This is a genomic window from Providencia sp. PROV209 (genome assembly GCF_028479485.1).
GTDB lineage: Bacteria > Pseudomonadota > Gammaproteobacteria > Enterobacterales > Enterobacteriaceae > Providencia > Providencia alcalifaciens.
In genome coordinates, this window is sequence record NZ_JAMPNR010000003.1 from 47,816 (window position 1) to 63,772 (window position 15,957).

Consider the following 15,957-nt stretch of genomic DNA (forward strand, 5'->3'; position numbering starts at 1 on the left):
AACATAAGTAACTTGCAACTATGACAACTAAAACACTACCTAAGAAAAAGGGTTTTTTAAATCGTGTTGAGCGCATTGGTAACGTAATGCCAGATGTGACAATGCTATTTGTTTACGCCCTAGTAATATGTTGGTTTTTATCTTATCTGCTCTCGTTTGTCGATTTCAGTTATCACCATCCTATTTCTAAAGAAAAAATTTCCGTAATTAATATGTTTCAGTATGAAGAAATCATATTATTTGTGACATCAGTGGTTAAAAATTTTATTAATTTCCCTCCTCTTGGAATAACAATCGTTGCCACATTAGGTATTGGGATTGCAGAAAGTAGTGGTTTTATTAACACTGCACTGAAAAAAATGCTTTCTTTAATATCGCCTAAAATGCTGACGCCAACTGTTGTTTTCGTTGGGATCGTTTCGCACGTAGCTTCTGACTCAGCCTATGTGATCTTAATGCCGGTTGCTGCAATGATGTTCTATGCCAGCGGTCGCCATCCTTTAGCGGGTATCGCAGCAGCATTTGCGGGCTTAGCGGGCGGGTTTACGGCAAGCTATACGCCATCGATTATTGACCCGATTATGCAAAGCTTTACGCAAGATGCCGCACAAATGCTAGCCCCAGGCTACAGCGTGAACGTATTGTGTAACTATTTCTTTAGCCTAGGCGGCACGTTTGGTGTCATTTTCACTTGTTGGTTTATTACTGAGAAAATTGTCGAGCCATGGTTAAATAAAAATGCGCCTATCACAAAGTCGGATGTGGATACGGATGCGGAACAAGATTTGAGTAAAATCACACCGCAAGAGCACCGTGCATTTCGCGTTGCTGGGTTAGTCGTCATCGCATTAGCGCTAGGTTTATTTGCGCTATTATGGCCTGAAAACTCACCATTGCGTGGTCCAGATGGCAGCTTAACCAGTCCAAAAGCCCCGATTATGCAGATTGTGGTGCCACTGCTGTTTATCTTTTTTGCACTACCGGGGATTGTGTATGGCTATATGACGAGATCCTTCACCTCGACTAAGGATGTCGTTAAGGCGATGGAAAACATTACCAAGTCATTGATTCCATTTATTGTATTTGCGTTCTTTGCCGCACAATTCTTGTATTCATTCCAGCACTCGAATTTAGGCACATTATTGGCATTATCGGGGGCGGAATTACTGCGTACTTTAGATATGCCATCAGGATTGACGGTATTTGGCGTTATTTTATTAACCGCGGTGCTAAATATTATGATCACCTCGGCGACGTCTAAATGGGCTATTATGGCACCGGTATTGGTTCCAATGTTAATGGCAGTCGGAATTTCGCCAGAATTAACCCAAGCTGCATTCCGTGTGAGTGACTCTGCGATGAACGTGAGTACACCAATGTTTCCGTTCTATCCTCTGATTTTAATGTATTGCCAGAAATATTATAAAAATGCAGGAATCGGAACGTTATGTTCAATGATGATCCCATTCACCATCGGTTTATTAATCACCTTAACAGCAACGTTATACCTGTTCTGGGCATTTGATATTCCAATTGGTTTTGATAGTGGTTATACATGGCAGCCTGCGCAATAAGTAAAAGGTATGTAAAATGAAAGAATTAGGTAAAAAGTTAGAAGAGCGTTTTTATCGTTATGTCGCGATTGAAAGTCAAAGTGATGCTGCGAGTTCTGTGGTGCCGAGTACCGAAGGGCAGCGTGAATTGGCGAATCTTCTGGCGAAAGAGTTAGAAAGCTATGGTTTAAAAGATGTGTATGTTGATGAACATGCCATCCTCTATGCGATGCGTCCTGGCAATAAACCTAATGCACCTAAAATTGGTTTTGTCGCTCATTTAGATACTGTCGATGTTGGTTTATCCCCCGTGATCAAACCGCAAACCTTGGCGTATAAAGGCGCGGATTTATGCTTGAATGTGCAAGAAGATATCTGGTTTAAAACATCTGAACATCCTGAAGCCACGGCTTATGTGGGGGATGAAATTATTTTCAGTGACGGAACAAGTGTACTCGGCGCAGATGATAAAGCGGCGATTACTGTTGTCATGGAGCTGATGGATAAACTGCAAAATACAGATTTTGACTGTGGTGATATTTATGTTGCGTTTGTGCCAGATGAAGAAATTGGCCTTCGCGGTTCAAAAATCATGGATCTTTCTCGCTTCAAAGTGGATTTCGCCTATACCATCGATTGTTGTGCTCTTGGTGAAGTTGTTTTCGAAACCTTTAATGCGGCTTCCATTGAAGTGGAAATCAAAGGGATCACTGCTCATCCAATGTCAGCGAAAAACGTCTTGTTAAACCCAATTCGCGTTGCTCATGATTTTATTGGTTGTTTTGACCGTTTTGATACGCCAGAACATACTGAGCATCGTGAAGGATACTTCTATATTACTGATTTAGCAGCCAATCCAAATGAAGCGAAGATCAAAATGGCTATCCGCGATTTTGACCGCCCAAGTTTTGAATCGCGTAAACGTTTTATTGCTGAAAGCATTGAACTGATTAGAGCGCGCCATCCTCGAGCAAAAGTGGAGTTCAAAATTGATGACGTGTATAGCAATATCAGTGACTCAATTGGTGAAGATCGTACTGCAGTAGATATTATTCTTGAAGCGTTAAAAATTCATAATATTGAGCCTAACATCATTCCGATGCGTGGGGGCACTGATGGTTCAGCACTATCGGCTCGTGGAATTGTGACACCAAATTACTTTACAGGTGCACATAATTTCCATTCGCGTTTTGAGTTCTTACCCATCACGTCATTTGAGAAAAGTTATCTCGTTTCTGAAACCATTTGCCGTTTAGTTGGGCAAAAATGAGGTAGCGCCTTTATTTAAAAGTAAAAGTGCTAGAAGAAATAGTCGCTAATTATTCAGCGGCTATTTTTTTGATAGTGATTTATTTAAGAATTAAATATCAACTATTGAATAATAGTCAATCTAATAGTTTTAATTTAATCTTTAAAAAAGAAGATATGACTAGTTGTTTTTTTCCTTTATTATCCTCTCATTATGCTTGCCATTATTAGGAGAGGTACTTGATTAATATAATAATTATTGATGATAGCAATATTTCCATTCGAGGTATTGAGGCGATTTTAACCCGAAATACGCGTTATAAAGTTGTCGCTGCTTTTCCTTCTATAGATCCTGTGATCACATGGAACCGACAGAATAGAGCCAATATCATTTTAGTTAATCGAGAGCATTGCCATTTTGACTCACTAAAAGCCTTCACAACGATACGTCGTACTCAACCTGATGTAGGGCTGATTATCTATAATGTCCGTCATAATGATACTTTTATTGTGAAAGCGCTGGACATTGGGATCTTTGGGATTTTAAGTACGAGCATTGCTGAAGAAGAGCTTATTGAAGCCATACAGGTTGTAAATGCACGGCAGAAAATCATTTCCCCAGATATCGCTCAACACCTTGCTTTGCAGCGGTTAAACCAGCGTGAACAATTGGATATCTATGAATTACTTTCTGCAAGAGAGTTAGAAATTATGTTGATGATCACTCGAGGTACACCCGTCAAACAAATTGCGGATACATTATCTTTAAGTCCGAAAACGGTAAATACCTATCGATATCGAATGTTTGGTAAACTTAATATCAGTAGTGATGTAGAATTAACACATATAGCAATTAGTTATGGTTTAATCACCGCAAAACAGGATTTATCAGGGTGGAACAACAGTTTGATCCAAAAGTTTTCTTAAAAACCGTCACGAATCAACCCGGTGTCTATCGTATGTATGACGCTGGGGGAACCGTGATTTATGTAGGAAAAGCGAAAGATCTTAAAAAAAGATTATCAAGCTACTTTCGTGAAAATGTCGGAAGCCGCAAAACAGAACAGTTGGTCAAGAATATCGCCTCGATTGATGTGACGGTTACCCATACTGAAACCGAAGCGTTATTGTTGGAGCATAACTATATTAAGCTTTATCAGCCTCGTTATAACGTTTTGTTAAGAGATGATAAATCCTATCCTTATATTTTCTTGAGTAGCGAAACTCACCCAAGAATCTCGAGCCATCGCGGTGCTAAGCACGCTAAAGGTGAGTATTTCGGTCCGTTTCCAAGCTCTTATGCAGTACGCGAAACCTTAGCGTTAATGCAAAAACTATTTCCTATTCGTCAATGTGAAGATAGCGTTTATCGAAATCGATCAAGACCCTGTTTACAGTATCAAATTGGTCGCTGCTTAGGACCGTGCGTGAAAAGGTTGGTCACGGATGAAGAATATGAGCAGCAAGTTAACTATGTGCGTCTTTTTTTAACAGGGAAGGACAAGCAGGTGTTAACAGGATTAGTTGAACGGATGGAAAAAGCCAGCCAAGAGCTACGATTTGAAGATGCAGCTCGTTTTCGAGATCAAATTCAAGCTGTGCGCGCGGTGACTGAAGAGCAGTATGTGTCTGGGGGCGATGATGACCTTGATGTGATAGGTGTCGCATTCGACTCTGGTTTAGCGTGTGTTCATGTCTTGTTTATTCGCCAAGGAAAAGTGCTGGGAAGCCGAAGCTATTACCCAAAAATTCCGGCGGGCACTTTATTAGAAGAAGTGGTGCAAACCTTCTTGGGGCAATTCTATTTACAAGGCAGTGAGAACCGTACATTGCCAGGGGAAATTTTGCTTGATTTCCCACTAACGGAGAAAGAACTTCTGGCAGAGTCACTGTCCGATATTGCGGGGCGTAAAATCCAAATTCAAAGCCAACCGCGCGGCACTCGTGCTCGCTATTTAAAGCTAGCGCGAACAAATGCATCTATCGCGTTATCGACAAAGTTGGCTCAGCAATCCACGATTCAACAGCGTATGGCTGCACTTTCAAAAGTGGTGAATATTGACAATATCTCCCGTATGGAATGTTTTGATATTTCCCACACCATGGGAGAGCAAACAGTAGCGTCTTGCGTCGTATTCGATAAAACGGGTCCTGTGAAATCGGAGTATCGTCGATACAATATTACGGGGATCACACCAGGGGATGATTATGCAGCAATGCACCAAGTGCTTACACGTCGTTATGGCAAGCATCTGGATGAAAGCAAAGTTCCCGATATTATCTTTATTGATGGTGGTAAAGGGCAGTTAGGGCAGGCAAAAGATGTGTTTGATTCCCTTGAAGTGGATTGGGATAAAAACCATCCTTTATTAATTGGTGTTGCAAAAGGCAGTGATCGTAAAGCTGGCTTGGAAACACTGTTTTTAAAACCGGAAGGTGAAGGCTTTGCGCTCCCTCCGGACTCGCCAGCACTGCATGTGATCCAACATATTCGTGATGAATCCCATAATCATGCCATTACAGGACATCGTCAACGCCGAGCTAAAGTTAAAAATACGAGTGCACTGGAATCGATTGAAGGCGTGGGACCAAAGCGCCGTCAAATGCTATTAAAGTATATGGGGGGATTACAACCCTTGCGAAATGCGAGCGTAGAAGAGATAGCAAAAGTGCCCTCGATCTCATACGCGCTGGCAGAAAAGATTTATAATGCATTGAAACAGTAGGTATCTTAGGGCAACATACTAAGGTATCGGTCTTGGACAAAGAGTTAGTGAGCGCGATGAAATTAAATATACCAACGTGGTTGACCCTGTTCCGTGTCATCCTGATACCGTTTTTTGTATTAGCATTTTATCTTCCTGTCAGTTGGGGACCATTTGCTTGTGCGCTGATTTTCGTGATCGCCGCTGTGACGGATTGGTTTGACGGATTCTTAGCGCGTTTATGGAAGCAAACCACAAAATTTGGCGCCTTCCTGGATCCCGTTGCAGACAAAGTTATGGTTGCAACGGCGTTAGTCTTAGTCACTGAAAGCTATGATGTTTGGTATGTGACTTTACCCGCTGCAACGATGATCGCCCGCGAAATCATTATCTCGTCATTGAGAGAATGGATGGCGGAAATTGGTAAGCGTAGCAGCGTGGCAGTTTCTTGGATTGGTAAATTCAAAACCACGGCGCAAATGATGTCATTAGTCGGCTTATTATGGCGTCCAAATCCGCTGATCGAACATCTGTCTATTGCACTTTTATATGTGGCTGCAATCCTGACTTTTTGGTCAATGTTCCAATATTTAAAGGCTGCGTGGGGCGATTTGAGCGAAGCGTGATCGAAATGATTGAAAAAACAGCGAACGATCCAATTATTTCAATAATTGTATTGACTCGATAGGTGAAATCAGTAGAATGCAACGCATCGAACGGCAACGTGGTTTACGAAAATAAATAAGTAAATCAGCCAGTTTGAAAGCAGAAACTGAAAAGTGAAGCTTAAGCGGGAATAGCTCAGTTGGTAGAGCACGACCTTGCCAAGGTCGGGGTCGCGAGTTCGAGTCTCGTTTCCCGCTCCAAATCTTGAAAGAGATTAGGGTGTAAGGCGCGTTAGCAAAGCGGTTATGCACCGGATTGCAAATCCGTGTAGCTCGGTTCGACTCCGGGACGCGCCTCCAAATTCTAGCCCAGGTGGTGAAATCGGTAGACACAAGGGATTTAAAATCCCTCGGCCTTTAGGCTGTGCGGGTTCAAGTCCCGCCCTGGGCACCATATTCAGTAAATGGACCAATCGGTCCATTTTACTTTAAGTTTTAAACTGGTCAGTTAGCGAGTCTTTCTGATTAGAAAGTAGTAATGCAGTACTAAAAATTTAGCCCAGGTGGTGAAATCGGTAGACACAAGGGATTTAAAATCCCTCGGCCTTTAGGCTGTGCGGGTTCAAGTCCCGCCCTGGGCACCATATAAAACTTAGCGGATAATAATCGGCAAGTTAGAAAAACAAAAAGCCACCTTATAGGTGGCTTTTTTGTATCTGAAGATAAAATAATTCCATATTTTCAATGGTATATATCTCAATAAGATTTTTGTCATTTTTCACCTATTTTTCTCAATTTACTGAAAGACTAAGTAAAAATAAGTAAGTCAGACCTATCCCACCTTGAGCTGTGCCAATATCAGCGTTTTGAAAAAGGAGAGGGTGATGTCGAATATGAAAACTGAAATTGTGGTTGTTCGCTTAACAAAACATGAACGTGCGATGCTCGATGCGGTAAAAACCACGCCATTACTTGCAGATTGGTTGAAAATACTCGCTTTTTCTCAAGTAGAACAGCAGGAAAAGAGCCAAGATCCTAAATAAACTGGTCTGTTCACTATGTTTCTTGCCTATACATCTTAAGTATAAGATGAATATCAGGTATATTAGTGTTCGATTGTTAGCTACCAAGAAAAATTACTATGATTATCAAACCTAAAATTCGTGGTTTTATCTGCACTACAGCTCATCCAGCAGGCTGCGAAGCCCATGTTCGTGAGCAAATTGCCTATGTGAAATCTCGTGGTGAACTGAAAAATGGACCGAAAAAGGTTCTGGTAATTGGTGCATCCACTGGTTACGGTCTTGCTTCACGCATCAATGCGGCTTTTGGCAGCGGTGCAGCGACCATCGGCGTATTTTTTGAAAAGCCGGGCAGTGAGAGCAAAACAGGTTCCGCAGGTTGGTACAATGCTGCTGGTTTTGACAAAGCAGCAAAGGAAGCGGGTCTGTATGCAAAAAGCATCAACGGTGATGCATTCTCTAATGAATGCCGTCAAACCGTTATCGACTTGATTAAACAAGATTTAGGTCAAGTGGATTTAGTGGTTTATTCACTGGCTTCCCCAGTGCGTAAAATGCCTGAAACCGGAGAAATTGTCCGTTCAGCATTAAAACCAATTGGCGAACCGTACAAATCTGTTGCGCTGGATACCAACAAAGACGTGCTGATCGAAGCAGTTGTTGAGCCTGCCAATGAGCAAGAAATCGAAGACACCGTGAAAGTCATGGGTGGACAAGATTGGGAATTGTGGATGAACGCGTTAGCGGATGCGGGTGTTCTGGCTGATAATGCACAATCCGTTGCTTACTCCTATATTGGTACTGATTTAACGTGGCCGATTTACTGGCACGGTACTTTAGGTAAAGCAAAAGAAGACTTAGATCGTGCAGCTCATGCTATCAACGAAAAAATGGCACAGAAAGGCGGCTCAGCACACGTTGCAGTCCTTAAATCAGTGGTCACCCAAGCATCCTCTGCAATTCCAGTGATGCCGTTGTATATCTCTATTGTGTTCAAAATCATGAAAGAGAAGGGTATTCACGAAGGGTGTATCGAGCAAATTCAGCGTCTGTTTGCAACTAAATTATTTAGTGGCGAAGCGCCGGATACCGACGAGAAAAACCGTCTGCGTTTAGATGACTGGGAACTACGTGATGACGTGCAAGAAACGTGTCGTCAAATCTGGAAGCAGCTGAACGATAACAACATCAATGAATTAACGGACTATCAAGGCTATAAAGCGGAATTCTTACGCTTGTTCGGCTTTGGCTTAGATGGCGTTGATTACGAAGCAGATTTAAGCGGCGAAGCTAATTTTGAAGTGAAAGAATTAGTTTAATAGATAATTATCTATTTGCCTGAAAACCCCGAGCACTGGTAAACCGGTTCTCGGGGTTTTATTTTTTGTTATCTAGGATCATAATGTTCAAATTGGCTTTTTATAGAAAGTCTTAAAAAGGGAGTTTCTGGGATGTTGATTGTAGAGATGTTAAGTACCGGCGATGAAGTTCTGCATGGACAAATTATTGATACTAATGCAGCTTGGCTAGCAGATTGTTTTTTTCAGCAAGGTATACCGCTCCATAGTCGCACTACCGTCGGTGATTCCCTTGATAGCTTGGTGACAACATTTCTTGAACGCAGTCTGCATGCGGATGTGATTATTGTGAACGGTGGTTTAGGGCCGACCAGTGATGATCTTAGCGCCCTAGCTGCAGCAAAAGCAGCGGGTGTTTCATTGATAGAGCACCCAGAATGGATTGCTGAGATGGAGCGCTATTTTACCGCTCGAGGTCGCGAAATGCCGGTAACTAACCGTAAGCAAGCAATGTTGCCTGCAAATGCGGAACTTATTGATAATCCAGTCGGCACTGCCTGTGGCTTTTCACTGTATCTGAATGATTGCTGGTTATTTTTCACACCGGGTGTTCCTTCCGAGTTTAAAGTGATGGTCAACGAGCAAATTATTCCGCGATTACGTCAAAAGTTCATATTGCCGGAGCCTCCGCTCTGTCTACGATTAACCAGCTTTGGTCGCAGTGAAAGTAGCCTTGCAAGGCAATTTGATGCGCTAAAATTGCCGAAAGAGTGTGTACTCGGATACCGTTCATCAATGCCAATCATTGAGCTGAAATTGACAGGTCCTGCCAGTCAACGTGATGAAATGGAAAAAGTCTGGCAAGTGATTAAAGCCGGCGTCGGCGATAATAAAGTCTTTGAAGGTACGGAGGGACTTGGGGCTGTTGTGGGGAAAAAACTGAAACAGAAACACTTGTCGGTCGTCACTCACGAGCAGTTTAGTGCAGGACTGCTTTACTGGACATTGAATGCAGCTGGAGCACCGATTATGGACGGCAATATCGCCATGCCTGTAGAGGGTGATCTGAATTTAGCCAATTTAATCCAAACTGCAAAAAATAATACAACACAGAGCGACAGTGAAATCGGTTTAGTTATTGGTGAATACCATAATGGCGATTTGTCATTAGCGTTATCAACGCCAACGGGGAGTTATGCGCAGCGCGTGAAATATTTGCCTCGCCATCATTCAGAATTAGAGAAACAACAAGTCAGTGTGATGTTGATGCTGGATATGCTATCTCGTTGGTTAGATAGTCGCCCTATTATGGGAAATTATGAGTGGCTTGACCAAACTGACATTATCGAAATGTCATTGGGATAATCAGCCGTATGCCACTTTCTGATTATTTGGTCGAGAGTGGCTTATAGGACTATTCACTTGGCGAGATAGTTTCAATCATAAAATTAAGACCTGAAATACCTTTCTCGCACGCTTTATCTTGAAAGACGGAGGGGGCTTTTTCAATCTTACGTTTCAATGCCGTGATTTGATTGGCATAAATATCTGCACCTGCAATGTCCGGATTATCTTTTAAATACTCGATAAATACATCCACGTTTTGATAAAAATAATCACAAGGTTTCTCTGTGGCATCAATTTGGGAAAGATTTTTTAAAGAATCAGGTAACATATTTTCTTTGGCTAATTCAATATATTCCCCGTCCTTGACTTGCTGAATGGCAGTATCAACTTTGGCTTTTAAATTAAATAGCATAAAGGCAACTGTCACTAAGGCAACAAGCAAAATAATATTTGCACCGAGACTAATGCCGAGTAAGTATTTTTTCATTCGTATTCTCAAGTTGATATCAATAAATTATTAATAATGCATATCCTTATAAGTAATCTAGCAGCAATTATTTAGACTGTAACTAAGATAATCCCCGAAGGTGAGCAAATCGTATTTTATGCTGATTTGTGCCTTTCTCTATGGAGTTGCTTTAATGGGGGGAGTTGATACGTTATGATCATAACAAATTATGAGCATAATCAATTTATGTTAAGAGAGATTTTTAGCATGTTATTGATCGACATGCTAAACGCAAGAACAGCGGTATAAGGAAATTTTAATGGATAATATCACGATTAAAAATGTTGAAGAGATAGCGTTAATGCGGGAGTCAGGGCGGTTACTCGCCAGCGTTTTTAAAATGTTGGATGCGTTTATCGTTCCTGGAATTTCGACGATGGAAATTAACGATAAAGTTGAAAGCTACATTGTGAATGAACTCCAAGCACGCCCAGCCAGTAAAGGGCAATATGGTTATCAATATGTTTTAAACACATCAATTAATGAAGTAGTTTGCCATGGTGTGCCAAAAGTAGATGAAATATTAAAACCTAAAGACATTATTAACGTGGATATTACGTTAGAGAAAAATGGGTTTATTGCGGACTCAAGCAAAATGTATGTGATGCCGGAGGCTTCTCCACTTGCCCGTAAATTAGTGAAAGATACCTATAATGCAATGTGGGAAGGCATTAAGCAAGTGAAGCCCGGAGCGACATTGGGTGATATTGGCTCTGCAATTCAGCACCATGCTGAATCAAATGGTTATAGTGTTGTTCGTGAATATTGTGGGCATGGCATTGGTCGTAAAATGCATGAAGATCCACAAGTATTGCACTATGGGACTCGTGGCAGAGGTGTTGTTCTGAAGGAAGGTATGACATTCACGATTGAGCCAATGATTAACCAAGGTGGCATGAAAATCAAAACCAAAAAAGATGGTTGGACCGTGGTGACTCGAGATAAAAAGCTATCTGCTCAATCGGAGCATACCATTCTAGTCACTAAAGCGGGTTATGAAGTTCTCACTTTACGTGAAGAAGAGCGTTAATACAGCACATCGCCATATCGAGTTAAACATGAATATGGCGACTCTCTTTATTAAGTTAAATTAGCTAGTTAAATTCTACGGTTATTCATTTATTGATACCATTTCATCTTGGGTTATCGTTATTTGATATGCAGTCTGAAGCTTATTACTAAAATTCCCAGTTAAAAGGTAATTTTCATGGATATTGCTCATTTGATTGTGCTATATATCGGAAAATAAATTTTTCTGGTGCTATGTATGTTTAACCTCTCTGAGTTAATTAATGACTCCCCCATTGATTCCATTCTTTTATTTATCGTTACGTTTATTTTATTAATTATTTCCGCTTATATTGGGAAGTATATTTTTAAACGTCGCAGTGCCCATGAGGAACTGGCTGATGATGAAGCTAAGATTATTTTGGGAGCGATTCTATCATTGCTGGGGTTATTAATTGGATTCGTACTCTCCATTTCAATCAATGGCTATAATAATCGCCAACAAACAGAAGAAAATGAAGCTATAGCGATTGGTAATGCATATCAACGCGCACAATTACTCAGCGGTGATGAACGAGCGGAGGCATCATTACTTATTCAACAATATCTTGAAGCGCGGATCGAGTTTTTTAAGTCAGGGGTAAGCGATGAAAATAATCAATGGAGAATGGCTTCATTAACAAAACAAGGGCAACTTTGGGAAATCGGCGTTAAACAAGCCCAAGCGTCGCCGAACCCAGTGGTTTCATCTGTTTTATCTGCTTTTGGTGATCTGTATGTGTCACAGCAAAAAACGATGGCGAGTTGGCGGCACCAAATCCCGAATGCGGCATGGTTTTTATTAATCTTTTTTGCGGTCTGTTCGAATATTTTGATTGGCTACAATATTCGTGGAACAAAAGGAAAAAATTGGTTAATTGTGATTTTGCCATCATTGACGACACTGGCATTATTTATGATTGCTGAAATTGATATTCCAGGAGAAGGGGTGATCCACGTAACGCCGGATGATTTAGTTTTATTGCAAGATTTCTTATTTAAGGATGGTGCTTGGCTGGGAAAGTAAATTAAGCCCCATTGGAATGTCCGTATTACTGAAGTCGTATAAATAGAAAAAACCCTCTGAGCAGGTACCCAGAGGGTTAATGAATTATCGAACGATAATACCTAATAGAATTCCGATAGCGCCGAAGTCAGCATCACTAAAGGTGGTATTGGCAATCCCGATATCACCAAGGACTGGCAGTAAGAATACCGGTAAGAATGTAATCAGTAGGCCTTGAGCAAAGGCACCGAGGATTGCACCACGACGTCCACCTGTCGCATTACCAAATACCCCCGCAGCTGCACCTACAAAGAAGTGAGGAACAACGCCTGGAATAATCACGGTCATGTTTAGTGCATACAGAACAAACATGCCTAACACACCTGCCGCAAAGCTACTTAAAAAGCCAACTAATACTGCATTTGGTGCATAAGGGAAGACAACCGGACAGTCTAATGCTGGTTTGGCATTTGGCACCAGTTTGTCAGAAATTCCTTTAAATGCAGGAACAATTTCCGCGATAACCATACGTACACCTTGCAGGATGATATAAACACCTGCGGCGAAAGTGATGGATTGCATCAACGAGAACATGAACCAGTTTTTACCGCCACTGACTTCACGAACAAAATCACTGCCTGCAAATAAACAAGTAATGATAAAGATAATGAACATCGTGAATGAAATTGCAACGGGGGTATCTCGCAGGAACAGTAAGCTTTTTGGCACATTCATGTCTTCAGTTGAATGTTCTTTATTACCAAATTTGCTACCAATAAAGCCAGCTAATACATAAGAAATTGTGGAGAAGTGACCGATTGCAACATCATCGGAGCCAGTCACTTTCTTCATATATGGATGTGCAATGGCAGGGAAGAATACCATACAGAAACCAACAATCAGTGAGCCGACTGCAACGAGCATCGTTCCTTCCATACCTGCGGTAGCTAAGATTACCGCAATCATCATAGACATGAATAAAGTATGGTGACCGGTTAGGAATATAAATTTCCATGGGGTCAGGCGAGCAATCAAGATATTGATTAACATCGCAAAGAACATAATCATTGCCATTTCACGACCGAAGCTTTTCTGTGCAATAGAGACGATAGCTTCGTTGTTTGGTACAACACCGTTAATACCAAATGCGTGTTGGAAAATAGCGGAGAAATCACCTAAAGAACTGACAACCAGACCCGCACCTGCACCTAAAATCACAAAACCCATGATGGTTTTGATGGTGCCTTTAATGCATTCTGTGACAGGTTTTTTTTGAGCAATTAAGCCAATTAAGGCAATCAGACCAACCAGTACGGCGGGTTCTGAAAGCACATCTTGCATCAGAAAACGAAAGAATTCCATGAAGCCTCCGGTTACATCGCGCCGAGTTTCTGTAAAGCTACGCTCAGACGTTCTTTCATCGCAACTTTATCAATCATGTTTTCCAGAGCAACGATTTCGCCGCCAACTTGCTGAGCAACTAATTGTTCTGCAATATCTGTAGTGCCGACAAAAATATCACTCACGGTACCTTTTGCTGAGCCTAAATCAACATGGTCAACATCAGCCGCAACTTGCAGGTCTTTTAAAATTGTCTTGATGCTCATTTCCATCATCAGACTTGTACCTAAACCATTTCCACAAACAACAGTGATTTTCATAATATTTACCTATGACTCAATTATTCATATTTAGCGATGATGTTAAGAATGTCATCTACGTTTTCTGATTGCATGATGCTATCAATATCTTCTTGGTTATCAAAAAGTTCGGCGAGTTTTGCGATAGCGCCAATATGGCTATTGCTATCGGTTGCCGCAAGAACAATCAATAACTTAATTGGATCGTTACCTTCAGAGCCAAATTCAACCCCTTGCTTGATGACAGTTAGTCCAAGGGATAATTGATTTACCCCATCTTCAGGACGCGCATGTGGCATTGCGATACCCGGACCCAATACATAGTAAGGACCGATTTTTTCATGGGATTGAATGATGGCATCAATATAGCGAGGTTCGATGAACTTATTATTAATTAACGGATTACAGGCAATTTTTATCGCATCACGCCAGTCATTGGCGCTCTCAACCACCTGAATCACATTTGGGGTTAATAATGTGGTTAGCATTGGTTTGGCTCCTGGTAAAAAAGAATTATTGTTAGATATTGTAGTAATTGAGTGAATAGTAGTGATCTATGGTAGCGCTATCTAGTTGAATTGTTCATTTTCGTGATAGCGCTATCATTTTGGCTAAATATCCCTAATAAAATCATTTTTAGTGTATTTGTCTGTTAATTAACAAATCAGACCTGTGGTAAGTTATCGCCGTTGAATAATCAGTTTAGATGAATCAAAAGAATTTCATGCAGAAAACCCGAAAAAGAAAGAATACAGGAAGAGTCACCCTACAAGACGTTGCTAAATATGCGGGCGTCGGCTCAATGACGGTATCACGAGCCTTACGTACACCGGAATTAGTCTCGGATAAACTAAGGGAAAAGATCAATGAAGCGGTTGAAGAGCTGGGTTATATCCCTAACTCTGCCGCAGGTATTTTGGCATCAGGTCAAAGTCGCACTATTGCGGTATTAATCCCTTCATTGAGGGATAATGCGAGCTCAGTTTTTCTGCAAGCATTACAAGAAGTCTTGAATAAAAATAACTACCAAGTGGTGATTGGTAGCCATGATTATCAACATAAAAAAGAGTCTGAAGTCTTACTCACGTTATTACAAAGTAGCCCTGCGGCATTTGTCATTTTTGGTGTGGTGAATTCTGAGAGTGCACTAAATACGCTAAATAATTTACCTATCCCTGTTATTAGTGTGACAGGGGACTCTTCCCATCGTTTTTCATTAAATATAAAAAATAACTTGGGGGAAGCAGTCAGTTTTCTCACTCACTACTTGCTACAAAAAGGTCACCAACGTATTGGGTATATTGGTGCGCAAATGGATAGCAAAATGCAGAGCCAGCAACTGAGTGGTTGGAATAATACGTTGTTAAAGCATAATTTGAGTGCTGAACAGAGTGTTACCACTCCTTATATCGCCACAATGGATTTTGGGCGACAAGCGATTAGTGAAATGTTAACTCGCCAGCCTGAATTAGAAGCGGTGATCTGTAGCCATGAAATGATAGCGCTGGGGGTGATGTTTGAATGCCAAAGACGATTAATCAAAGTGCCTAAAATGTTGGCAATCGCCTGTGTCGAAGGGTCTGAGAATTGTGATCATATTCATCCATCATTGACTTCTGTACGTATTGATTACAGTAAAATGGCGCGGGAAACGGCAAAGAAATTATTAAAATGGCTAAGTGAGGCGGAAGAGAATTTTATTAATGAGCAAGATGAGATTATTTTTCCGTATAAATTTGAAGCAAGACAAAGTGGCTAGAAAATAATCTATTTGTTGTATGGCAGTGTGGTTTGGGTCACAAAATTACATAAAGGCTAAAAGTTATTTTTAATCTCGAAATAAGAGTGCTGTAGAGGTCACGGTTTATTTATTCTTCTGTGTTACTTTTTAGAAGTATCTATCTTGAATGCTCGGATTTTGTGCAGAGGTAGGTATCTATTTAGCTTGAATGTAGCCATTTTACTGGGGATAAATAAA

15 protein-coding genes and 4 tRNA genes are annotated in these 15,957 nt (G+C 41.0%); 15 read left to right on the forward strand and 4 right to left on the reverse strand.

Annotated features, from left to right (window positions below; genetic code table 11):
• Positions 1 to 20: 20 nt before the first annotated feature.
• From PR795_RS04040 to PR795_RS04095, 12 genes are all read left to right on the forward strand, one after another.
• A complete protein-coding gene (locus PR795_RS04040; RefSeq protein WP_272516690.1) occupies positions 21 to 1,574 on the forward strand; it encodes an AbgT family transporter in 1,554 nt (517 codons plus the stop codon).
• Positions 1,575 to 1,590: 16 nt separating this feature from the next.
• Positions 1,591 to 2,823 (forward strand): peptidase T, encoded by a 1,233-nt coding sequence (gene pepT, locus PR795_RS04045; RefSeq protein WP_036960625.1) that lies wholly within the window; start codon positions 1,591 to 1,593, stop codon positions 2,821 to 2,823.
• Positions 2,824 to 3,041: 218 nt separating this feature from the next.
• A complete protein-coding gene (locus tag PR795_RS04050) occupies positions 3,042 to 3,728 on the forward strand; it encodes a LuxR C-terminal-related transcriptional regulator (protein WP_006662002.1) in 687 nt (228 codons plus the stop codon).
• A complete protein-coding gene (uvrC, locus tag PR795_RS04055; RefSeq protein ID WP_181480771.1) occupies positions 3,695 to 5,527 on the forward strand; it encodes an excinuclease ABC subunit UvrC in 1,833 nt (610 codons plus the stop codon). The genes PR795_RS04050 and uvrC overlap by 34 nt, the downstream gene beginning before the upstream one ends.
• A gap of 56 nt (positions 5,528 to 5,583) precedes the next feature.
• Positions 5,584 to 6,132, forward strand: a complete 549-nt coding sequence (gene pgsA / locus PR795_RS04060; protein ID WP_006657588.1) for a CDP-diacylglycerol--glycerol-3-phosphate 3-phosphatidyltransferase — start codon at positions 5,584 to 5,586, stop codon at positions 6,130 to 6,132.
• A gap of 164 nt (positions 6,133 to 6,296) precedes the next feature.
• Positions 6,297 to 6,372 (forward strand) — tRNA-Gly (locus tag PR795_RS04065).
• Positions 6,373 to 6,397: 25 nt separating this feature from the next.
• Positions 6,398 to 6,471 (forward strand) — tRNA-Cys (locus tag PR795_RS04070).
• Positions 6,472 to 6,478: 7 nt separating this feature from the next.
• Positions 6,479 to 6,565, forward strand: a tRNA-Leu gene (locus PR795_RS04075).
• Between the two features lie 103 nt (positions 6,566 to 6,668).
• Positions 6,669 to 6,755 (forward strand) — tRNA-Leu (locus PR795_RS04080).
• A 240-nt stretch (positions 6,756 to 6,995) separates the two neighbouring features.
• Positions 6,996 to 7,154 (forward strand): hypothetical protein, encoded by a 159-nt coding sequence (locus tag PR795_RS04085; RefSeq protein ID WP_036960633.1) that lies wholly within the window; start codon positions 6,996 to 6,998, stop codon positions 7,152 to 7,154.
• A 98-nt stretch (positions 7,155 to 7,252) separates the two neighbouring features.
• The gene (gene fabV / locus PR795_RS04090) at positions 7,253 to 8,452 is read left to right on the forward strand and encodes an enoyl-ACP reductase FabV (RefSeq protein WP_006659406.1); all 1,200 of its coding nucleotides are present in this window, start codon (positions 7,253 to 7,255) and stop codon (positions 8,450 to 8,452) included.
• A 132-nt stretch (positions 8,453 to 8,584) separates the two neighbouring features.
• Positions 8,585 to 9,796 carry a nicotinamide mononucleotide deamidase-related protein YfaY gene (locus PR795_RS04095; protein ID WP_154631219.1) on the forward strand — a complete coding sequence of 404 codons (1,212 nt, stop codon included), beginning with the start codon at positions 8,585 to 8,587 and terminating at the stop codon, positions 9,794 to 9,796.
• Between the two features lie 49 nt (positions 9,797 to 9,845).
• Here PR795_RS04095 and PR795_RS04100 read toward each other — a convergent pair whose 3' ends face one another.
• Complete coding sequence (locus PR795_RS04100; protein ID WP_181480772.1) at positions 9,846 to 10,265, reverse strand: hypothetical protein; 420 nt, start codon at positions 10,263 to 10,265, stop codon at positions 9,846 to 9,848.
• A gap of 280 nt (positions 10,266 to 10,545) precedes the next feature.
• On the opposite strand from PR795_RS04100, the gene map reads away from it, so the two are divergent.
• Positions 10,546 to 11,316 (forward strand): type I methionyl aminopeptidase, encoded by a 771-nt coding sequence (gene map / locus PR795_RS04105; RefSeq protein WP_006661998.1) that lies wholly within the window; start codon positions 10,546 to 10,548, stop codon positions 11,314 to 11,316.
• A 237-nt stretch (positions 11,317 to 11,553) separates the two neighbouring features.
• A complete protein-coding gene (locus PR795_RS04110; RefSeq protein ID WP_006661997.1) occupies positions 11,554 to 12,360 on the forward strand; it encodes a bestrophin-like domain in 807 nt (268 codons plus the stop codon).
• 84 nt (positions 12,361 to 12,444) lie between these two features.
• Here PR795_RS04110 and PR795_RS04115 read toward each other — a convergent pair whose 3' ends face one another.
• From PR795_RS04115 to PR795_RS04125, 3 genes are read right to left on the reverse strand one after another with little or no spacing between them, the layout of a single operon-like run.
• The gene (locus tag PR795_RS04115) at positions 12,445 to 13,701 is read right to left on the reverse strand and encodes a PTS ascorbate transporter subunit IIC (protein ID WP_006659411.1); all 1,257 of its coding nucleotides are present in this window, start codon (positions 13,699 to 13,701) and stop codon (positions 12,445 to 12,447) included.
• An 11-nt stretch (positions 13,702 to 13,712) separates the two neighbouring features.
• On the reverse strand, positions 13,713 to 14,000 hold the full coding sequence (locus PR795_RS04120) for a PTS sugar transporter subunit IIB (protein ID WP_006659412.1): 288 nt from the start codon (positions 13,998 to 14,000) through the stop codon (positions 13,713 to 13,715).
• 20 nt (positions 14,001 to 14,020) lie between these two features.
• Positions 14,021 to 14,467 carry a PTS sugar transporter subunit IIA gene (locus PR795_RS04125; RefSeq protein ID WP_006659413.1) on the reverse strand — a complete coding sequence of 149 codons (447 nt, stop codon included), beginning with the start codon at positions 14,465 to 14,467 and terminating at the stop codon, positions 14,021 to 14,023.
• A gap of 236 nt (positions 14,468 to 14,703) precedes the next feature.
• Between PR795_RS04125 and PR795_RS04130 the strand changes: the two genes are divergently transcribed.
• Positions 14,704 to 15,738, forward strand: a complete 1,035-nt coding sequence (locus tag PR795_RS04130; RefSeq protein WP_181480773.1) for a LacI family DNA-binding transcriptional regulator — start codon at positions 14,704 to 14,706, stop codon at positions 15,736 to 15,738.
• Positions 15,739 to 15,957 lie beyond the last annotated feature (219 nt).